Annotated in this window: 8 protein-coding genes; 4 read left to right on the plus strand and 4 right to left on the minus strand. The window is 76.6% G+C overall.

The window, feature by feature from the left end; all coding sequences use genetic code 11:
• On the minus strand, positions 1 to 610 hold a 610-nt coding region (infC, locus tag WDV85_RS17175; RefSeq protein WP_445263344.1), incomplete at its 3' end, for a translation initiation factor IF-3.
• A 267-nt stretch (positions 611 to 877) separates the two neighbouring features.
• Here infC and WDV85_RS14195 point away from each other — a divergent pair.
• The 3 genes from WDV85_RS14195 (at position 878) to WDV85_RS14205 (ending at position 3,433) form a co-directional block, all read left to right on the plus strand.
• The gene (locus tag WDV85_RS14195; RefSeq protein WP_298801575.1) at positions 878 to 1,246 is read left to right on the plus strand and encodes a DUF1844 domain-containing protein; all 369 of its coding nucleotides are present in this window, start codon (positions 878 to 880) and stop codon (positions 1,244 to 1,246) included.
• 65 nt (positions 1,247 to 1,311) lie between these two features.
• Positions 1,312 to 1,782 carry a Fur family transcriptional regulator gene (locus WDV85_RS14200; RefSeq protein WP_339571242.1) on the plus strand — a complete coding sequence of 157 codons (471 nt, stop codon included), beginning with the start codon at positions 1,312 to 1,314 and terminating at the stop codon, positions 1,780 to 1,782.
• Positions 1,783 to 1,975: 193 nt separating this feature from the next.
• Entirely contained in the window at positions 1,976 to 3,433 is a 1,458-nt protein-coding gene (locus WDV85_RS14205) for a catalase (protein WP_445263345.1), read from the plus strand.
• Positions 3,434 to 3,525: 92 nt separating this feature from the next.
• Here WDV85_RS14205 and WDV85_RS14210 read toward each other — a convergent pair whose 3' ends face one another.
• From WDV85_RS14210 to WDV85_RS17180, 3 genes are read right to left on the minus strand one after another with little or no spacing between them, the layout of a single operon-like run.
• Complete coding sequence (locus WDV85_RS14210; protein WP_339571244.1) at positions 3,526 to 4,050, minus strand: isoprenylcysteine carboxyl methyltransferase family protein; 525 nt, start codon at positions 4,048 to 4,050, stop codon at positions 3,526 to 3,528.
• Positions 4,047 to 5,324 carry a type III polyketide synthase gene (locus WDV85_RS14215; RefSeq protein WP_339571372.1) on the minus strand — a complete coding sequence of 426 codons (1,278 nt, stop codon included), beginning with the start codon at positions 5,322 to 5,324 and terminating at the stop codon, positions 4,047 to 4,049. Before WDV85_RS14215 ends, WDV85_RS14210 begins: the two co-directional genes overlap by 4 nt.
• Positions 5,321 to 5,698, minus strand: a complete 378-nt coding sequence (locus tag WDV85_RS17180) for an RNA-binding S4 domain-containing protein (protein WP_445263346.1) — start codon at positions 5,696 to 5,698, stop codon at positions 5,321 to 5,323. The genes WDV85_RS14215 and WDV85_RS17180 overlap by 4 nt, the downstream gene beginning before the upstream one ends.
• Positions 5,699 to 5,781: 83 nt before the next feature.
• Here WDV85_RS17180 and WDV85_RS14225 point away from each other — a divergent pair.
• A partial coding sequence (locus tag WDV85_RS14225) for an MsnO8 family LLM class oxidoreductase (RefSeq protein WP_339571245.1) occupies positions 5,782 to 6,869 on the plus strand: 1,088 nt, incomplete at its 3' end.

The following is a 6,869-nucleotide window of genomic DNA, read 5'->3' on the forward strand; positions in this document are numbered from 1 at the left end:
CCGGCGCCGCCTCGGCGGCGGGGGTGTCGCGGCGACGGCGCTGCTCGGCGCGCGCCTCGGCCTTCTTCCGGTGCGGGCCGATGACCATGACCATGTTGCGGCCGTCCTGCGTGGGGGCGCTCTCGACCGAGCCGAGCTCCTCCACGTCGGCCGCCATCCGCTGCAGGAGGCGGTAGCCCATCTCCGGCCGCGACTGCTCGCGGCCGCGGAACATGATCATGACCTTGACCTTGTCCCCCGCGGAGAGGAACTTCTCGGCCTGGCCCTTCTTCGTCGCGTAGTCGTGCGGGTCGATCTTCAGGCGCAGGCGCACGGTCTTCAGCACCGTGTTGGCCTGGTTCTTGCGCGCCTCGCGCGCCTTCATGTCGGCCTCGTACTTGAACTTGCCGAAGTCCATGAGCTTGCAGACGGGGGGTCGCGCCTGCGGGGCGACCTCGACCAGGTCGAGGTCGGCCTCCTGGGCCAGGCGGAGGGCGTCCTCGACGCGGACGATCCCGACCTGCTCCCCGCCGGGGCCGACGAGTCGGACCTCGGGGACGCGGATCCGGTCGTTGATGCGCGGTTCGCTGATGTGCTGCTCCCTAGTCGCGTGCGGGCGGCACCGCCGCAGCGAGGGTGGGCCCCGCGCCGCGGACGCGTCGACGGCGGCGCGCCCACCCGGGGCCGGCCACCCCCGCGCCGCCTCTCGGGCGGCGCACGGGGGCGCACGCGGACCGGCCCGTCCCGGGCCGACCGCGGACCGGACCCGGCCACCTCCGCCAGGACGGCGGGGTCGCTCTCGGGTGGGAAGCTCGGCCTCCGCTTGGCGTCCCGCTCCCCCGTGCCGCCGGGAGGCGGGCGCGCGGGAGCGGTCGGTCTGCGTGGAAGGGTAGCAGGCATGGCTGACCAGACCCCCGAGCTCGACCCCGCGGCCGAGGGAGCGCGCGAGCTCCGCGACATCGCCGAGGTGCCCTCCGTGGAGGTCATCACGACCGCGGCCGTGCACCTCATGAGCGCCGCAGCGGTGAAGTGCGGCCTCGCCGAGGGGCCCGAGGCGCGCGAGCACCTCGACCTGGCCGAGGCCCGCGTGCTCATCGGCGCCCTCGCCGGACTCGTGACGGCCGCGGCGCCCGACATCGGCAACCAGCACGCCCGCGCGCTGCGCGACGGCCTGCGCTCGCTCCAGCTGGCCTTCCGGGAGGCCTCCGTGGTCCCCGACCCGCCGGGCCAGGGCCCCGGCGAGCGCCTCACCGGGCCCGTCCGCTGACCCGCCCCCCCACGGGCCGGCCCCCTAGGCTTGACGGGTTCCAGACTGGGTGGTCAGGTGAGCCGGTGAGCACCCCCGCCGGCCCGCCGACGGCGCCCTCCCCGGGCGCCGCGCTGCTGCGCGGCGCCGGTCTGCGGGCGACCGCGCCGCGCGTCGCGTCCCTCGCCGTGCTGGCCGACCAGCCCCACGCCGACGCCGACGACGTCGCCCGCGGCGTCCGCGAGCGCATCGGCAGCGTGTCGGTGCAGGCGGTCTACGACGTCCTCGGCGCTCTTCAGCGGGCGGGCCTCGTCCGCCGCATCGAGCCGGCGGGCTCCCCCGCGCGCTTCGAGCTGCGCGTCGACGACAACCACCACCACCTCGTGTGCCGGGGCTGCGGCGAGGTGCGCGACGTCGACTGCGCCACGGGGGCCGCGCCCTGCCTCGAGCCCGCGCGGCCCCGCGGCGCCGGCGGTGGTCCCGCCCTGGACGGCTTCGTCGTCGACGAGGCCGAGGTCATCTACTGGGGCACCTGCGCGCGCTGCGCCGCCGGCTGAGCGCGGGCGGGGAGCCGGCTGGGAGGAGCCCTCCCGGGGATGCGGGCCGCTCCGCCGGCACGCACGGTGGTGGGGTGCAGGTCGTCGTCCCGGCGACCTCCCCCGCAGACCAGCAGGAGGACCCACCGTGACCGCCGAGGCGACCTGGACCACCAGCAACGCCGGCATCCCCGCCGGCAGCGACGAGCACTCGATGACGCAGGGCCCGGGCGGCGGGACGCTGCTCCAGGACCACTACCTCGTCGAGAAGATGGCGCAGTTCAACCGCGAGCGCGTGCCCGAGCGCGTCGTCCACGCGAAGGGCGGCGGCGCCTTCGGCACCTTCGAGGTCACCGGCGACGTCAGCCGGTACACGCGCGCCGCCCTCTTCCAGCCCGGGACGACCACCCGGATGCTGGCGCGCTTCTCGACGGTGGCCGGCGAGCAGGGCACGCCGGACACCTGGCGCGACCCCCGCGGCTTCGCGCTGAAGTTCTACACGAGCGAGGGCAACTACGACCTCGTCGGCAACAACACGCCGGTGTTCTTCGTCAAGGACGCCATGAAGTTCCAGGACTTCATCCGCTCGCAGAAGCGCCTCCCCGCGTCCGGCCTGCGCGACAACGACATGCAGTGGGACTTCTGGACCCTCTCCCCCGAGAGCGCGCACCAGGTCGTCGTCCTCATGGGCGACCGCGGGGTGCCGCGCACCTGGCGCCACATGAACGGCTACGGCTCCCACACGTTCCAGTGGGTCAACGCAGAGGGCGAGGCCTTCTGGGTCAAGTACCACCTCAAGACCGACCAGGGCAACGAGTTCCTCGAGCAGGACGAGGCCGACCGCATCGCGGGGGCGTCGCCCGACCACCACCGCCAGGACCTCTTCGCGAAGATCGCCAAGGGCGACTTCCCGAGCTGGACGATGCACGTCCAGGTCATCCCGGTCGCCGAGGCGGAGTCCTACCGCCACAACATCTTCGACGTCACGAAGACCGTGTCGCAGAAGGACTACCCGTTGATCGAGGTGGGCCGGATGACGCTGGACACGAACCCCGAGAACTTCCACGCGCAGATCGAGCAGGCCGCCTTCGACGTCAACAACATGGTGCCGGGCATCGGGCCGAGCCCCGACAAGATGCTCATGGGCCGGATGTTCAGCTACGCCGACGCGCACCGGTACCGCATCGGCACCAACTACACCCAGCTCCCGGTCAACGCGCCCGTGGCCCCGCTCGGCACGTACGCCAAGGAGGGCGCGATGGCGTACCGCTGGAACCCCCCGACGCAGCCCGTCTACCAGCCGAGCAGCGTCGGCGGCCCGGTGGCCGATCCCCAGCGCGCCGGCGAGACGCCCGGGTGGACGGCCGGCGGCCCGACGGCGCGCACGGCCTACCTCGACCACGCGGAGGACGACGACTGGGGCCAGGCCGGCACGCTCGTCCGCGAGGTCATGGACGACGGCGCGCGCAGCCGCCTCGTGACCAACGTGTCGGGCCACCTGCTCAACGGCGTCTCCGAGCCGGTGCTCGAGCGGGCCTTCGCCTACTGGCGGAACATCGACAAGGAGACGGGCGACCGCATCGAGGAGGCCGTGCGCGAGCAGAAGCCCTCGTCTGCCCCCACGACGAGCGCGTCGCCCACGACCCCCGGTGACGAGGCCGAGAAGCGCTGAGCCGCTCGTCCTCACGCGAGGGGCCCGGGAGCAGCTGCTCCCGGGCCCCTCGTGCGTCCGGTCCGGTGCGGCGAGACCGCTCGCCGCACCCGTCAGGAGGTGCGCAGGCGGGCCAGGGCCCGCTCCTCGGCGGGGATGCGCACGAGGAGCAGCAGCGCGGCGTTGAGCACCGTGAACACGACGGCCGTGACCCACGCGGTGTGGACCAGCGGCAGGGCGACGCCCTCGACGGCGACGACGACGTAGTTGGGGTGGCTCAGCCAGCGGTAGGGGCCGCGCGTGACCCGGCGCAGGCCGGGCACGACGACGACCCGGGTGTTCCACTGCCGCCCCAGCGTGGCGATGACCCACGCGCGCGTCGCCTCGGTGAGGACGAGCAGCGCGAGCATGGTCCACCCGAGCGCCGGCACGAAGGGCCGGTCCGCCACGACGACCTCCACGAGGCAGGCCACGAGCAGGCCCGTGTGGAGGGCCACCATGACGGGGAAGTGGCCGCGCCCGGACTCGAACCCGCCGCGGCGCAGGGCCCACGCCAGGTTGCGGCGCGAGATGACGAGCTCGGCCAGCCGCTCGAGGCCGACGAGCAGGACGACGACGGCGTAGACCCCGACGCTCACGCCGCCACCGCGGCGCCGGCCCGGTCGTCGCCCGCCCCCGCGGGCTCGGGCCAGCGGAGCAGGACGAGCTCGGCGCAGAAGCCGGGCCCCATGGCGAACATCAGCGCGTGGTCGCCGTCGGCGGGCGGCTCCGCCAGCGTCTCGGCCAGCACGTGGAGCACCGAGACCGACGACATGTTGCCGTTCTCGGCGAGGTTCTCCCACGAGCGGGCGAGGGCGTCCTCGGGCAGGTCGAGCACCTCGGTCACCGCGTCGAGCACCTTCGGCCCACCGGGGTGGGCGACCCAGCGGGCGACGTCCCCCGTCGCGAGGTCGTGGCCGCCCAGGAAGCCGGTGACGTCGTCGGCCAGGTACTGCCGGACGACGTCGGTGACGCTCGTCGTGAGCACGATGCGGAACCCGCTGCCGCCGACGTCCCAGCCCATGACGCCCGCGGTGTCGGGGTAGAAGCGGCTGCGGGCGCCCACGACCTCGGGGCCGGGCAGACCGAGCTCGGCGGCCCGCCGGTCCCCGAGGAGGACGACGGCGGCGGCGCCGTCGCCGAAGAGCCCGGACGCCACGAGGTTGGCGGTGGAGGTGTCGTCGCGCTGCACCGTGAGCGAGCAGAGCTCGACGCCGAGGAGCACGGCGACGGCGTCCGGGTCCCCGCGGAGGTGGTCGTGCACGCGGGCGACGCCCGCCGCGCCGGCCACGCAGCCGAGGCCGAACAGCGGCATCCGCTTGACGTCCGGCCGGAGCCCCAGCGGCTCGACGAGGCGGGCGTCCAGCGACGGCGCCGCGACGCCGGTGGTGCTGGCGAGGACGAGGACGTCGACGTCCTGGGGCGTGAGGCCGACGCGCTCGAGGGCCTGCCGCACGGCGCGCTCGCCCAGCTCGAGCCCGACCCGGACGTAGGCGTCGTTGGCGGAGCGGAAGCCGTCGAGCTGCGGGTACTCCTCGAGCGGCAGGGCCAGGTGCCGCTGGCGGACGCCGGTGTTGCCGTGCAGGCGGTGCAGCAGGGCGCGGCGGGGGCCGTCGAGCTCACCGCCCGAGGCGATGACCTGGCTGAAGGCGTCGGTGATGTCCGCCTGGGCCGACGTGCGCGGCGGCACCGCGGTGCCGACGGAGACGATGCGGGTCATGGGGCTCCTTCGTGGCGCGCGCCGCCGCTGGGCTGCGCGGCGCCACCCATCCTGCGCCGCGCCCCGCCGGGTCGCGACGGCGGGCGCCCCCGGTGTCGGGCGGGCGTCGCGCTGCGGGGGGCGCGGGACGGGTGGCGCGGGGCCGACGCTCAGCCGACGCGGACGGCGCCGGCCCCCTCGACGACCACGACGTCCCCGGAGGCCAGCTGACGGCCCCGGCGCACCTCGACCTCGCCGTTGACGCGCACGACGCCCGCCGCGAGCGCCTCCTTGGCGTCGGCGCCCGTGTCGACGAGCGAGGCGAGCTTGAGGAGCTGGCCCAGCCGGATCCCGCCCTCGACCGGCACGACCGCCGGCTCGGGACCCGCAGGGTCGCCGTCTGCGGGGCCGGCGTCGGGCGTGCCGGCGTCGGGCGTGCCGGCGTCGGGCGTGCCGACGTCGGGCGTGCCGACGTCGGGCGTGCTGGCGTCGGGCGTGCTGGCGTCGGGCGTGCTGGCGTCGGGCGTGCTGGCGTCGGCGTCGTCCACGGCCGCCATCCTGCCGCCCCGACGGCGGCGCCCGCCCGCCCGTCGGGGCGGAAGGGACGCCGGGGCGGCGGCGTTCCGCCGAGGTGCTCGACGTCCCGCTGTCCCTGCTCGACCGCGCCCGCACGCGCACCGGCGAGCCCGACGCCCTGGCCCTGACCGGGGTCGTCGAGCGCGCCCGGCGCGCCGAGGCGCTGGGGCTGCACCGCTTCTGGGTGGCCGAGCACCACGCCGTCCCCGGCGTCGCGGGCTCGGCGCCGGCGGTGCTGGCCGGCGCGGTGCTGTCGGCGACGGCGCACCTGCGTGTGGGCTCGGGGGGCGTCATGCTGCCGAACCACGCGCCCCTCGTCGTCGCCGAGCAGTTCGCGACGCTCGCGGCGCTGCACCTCGGGCGGGTGGACCTCGGCGTGGGGCGCTCCCCCGGCTTCACCGCCCCGGTGCGGCGCGCGCTGCGGCGCGAGGGCGTCGCGGCGGACGACGACGCCTTCGCGCGCGACCTCGAGGAGCTGCGGGCCCACCTCGACGGCGCCGCGGAGGTCACCGCGCGGCCGCAGGGCGCCGACGTGCCGCTGCTCGTCCTCGCCACCGGCGCCGGCCTCGGCGTGGCGGCGCGGCTGGGGCTGCCCGTCGTCGTCGGCGGGCCGCTGCTGGCGCCGCTGCTGGACCCCGAGCGGGACGGGGACGGGGCGGCCGCGGCGCTCGAGGCCCTCGCCGCCTACCGCAGCGCGTTCGTCCCCACCGCGCGCGAGCCCCGCCCCCGCGTGGTGGTGGCGCTGGACGTCCTCGTCGCCGACGACGCGCGCGTGGCGGCCGACCTGGCGCTCCCGGAGGCGTGGGCCATGGCCGAGGCCCGCACCCGGGGCGCCTTCCCGCCGCTCGAGCCGGTGGAGGCCCTGCGGCAGCGGCGCCCCACCGGCTCCGAAAGCCGGCACCTGGAGGCCGCCGGGCGCACCACGGTCGCCGGCGCGCCCGACGAGGTGGAGCGGGTGCTGGCGCGCCTCGTCGACGCCACGGGGGCCGAGGAGGTCATGGCGACGTCGAGCACCACCGACCGCGCCGCGCTGGCCGCCTCGGACGCGCTCCTGGCCTCCCTCAGCGCGCCGGCGGTGGGGGGGGGGGGGGGGGGGGGGGGGGGGGGGGGGGGGGGGGGGGGGGGGGGGGGGGGGGGGGGGGG

This window comes from Pseudokineococcus sp. 5B2Z-1, assembly GCF_037482305.1.
Taxonomy (GTDB): Bacteria; Actinomycetota; Actinomycetes; order Actinomycetales; family Quadrisphaeraceae; genus Pseudokineococcus.

Excerpts from the sequence above, each read along its gene's own strand:
- WDV85_RS14195 (WP_298801575.1), top strand. The coding sequence starts at position 878 with ATGGCTGACCAGACCCCCGAGCTCGACCCCGCGGCCGAGGGAGCGCGC.
- WDV85_RS14205 (WP_445263345.1), top strand. The coding sequence starts at position 1,976 with ATGACGCAGGGCCCGGGCGGCGGGACGCTGCTCCAGGACCACTACCTC.